The 242-nt window shown below is 50.0% G+C and carries 1 protein-coding gene; it reads right to left on the reverse strand.

All coding sequences use genetic code 11. From position 1 onward, the window contains the following. On the reverse strand, window positions 1–242 hold a 242-nt coding region (locus tag SB773_RS34190), incomplete at both ends, for an alanine racemase C-terminal domain-containing protein (protein WP_410594951.1).

Genomic DNA, 242 nt, shown 5'->3' on the forward strand with positions numbered 1-242 from the left:
GACCCGTCCCTTGTTCCAGTCTCACCATAATTTGATCCATACAAACCTTGCCGATAATCGGTGAGCGAGAACCGTTGTACAGTACCTCTCTCGAGTTGGACAGAAGACGCGAGAAGCCGTCAGCATACCCGATCGGCAGAGTAGCTACCTGTTCGCCAGGCTGCGCACAATACGTAGCTCCGTAGCTGATCGTCATTGGCTGTGTAGCTGTTTTTACATGAGCAATTCTTGTTTTTAACGAG

Origin of the sequence: Bacillus sp. SIMBA_074, assembly GCF_046534555.1 — a bacterium.
Classification (GTDB): domain Bacteria; phylum Bacillota; class Bacilli; order Bacillales; family Bacillaceae_G; genus Bacillus_A; species Bacillus_A mycoides.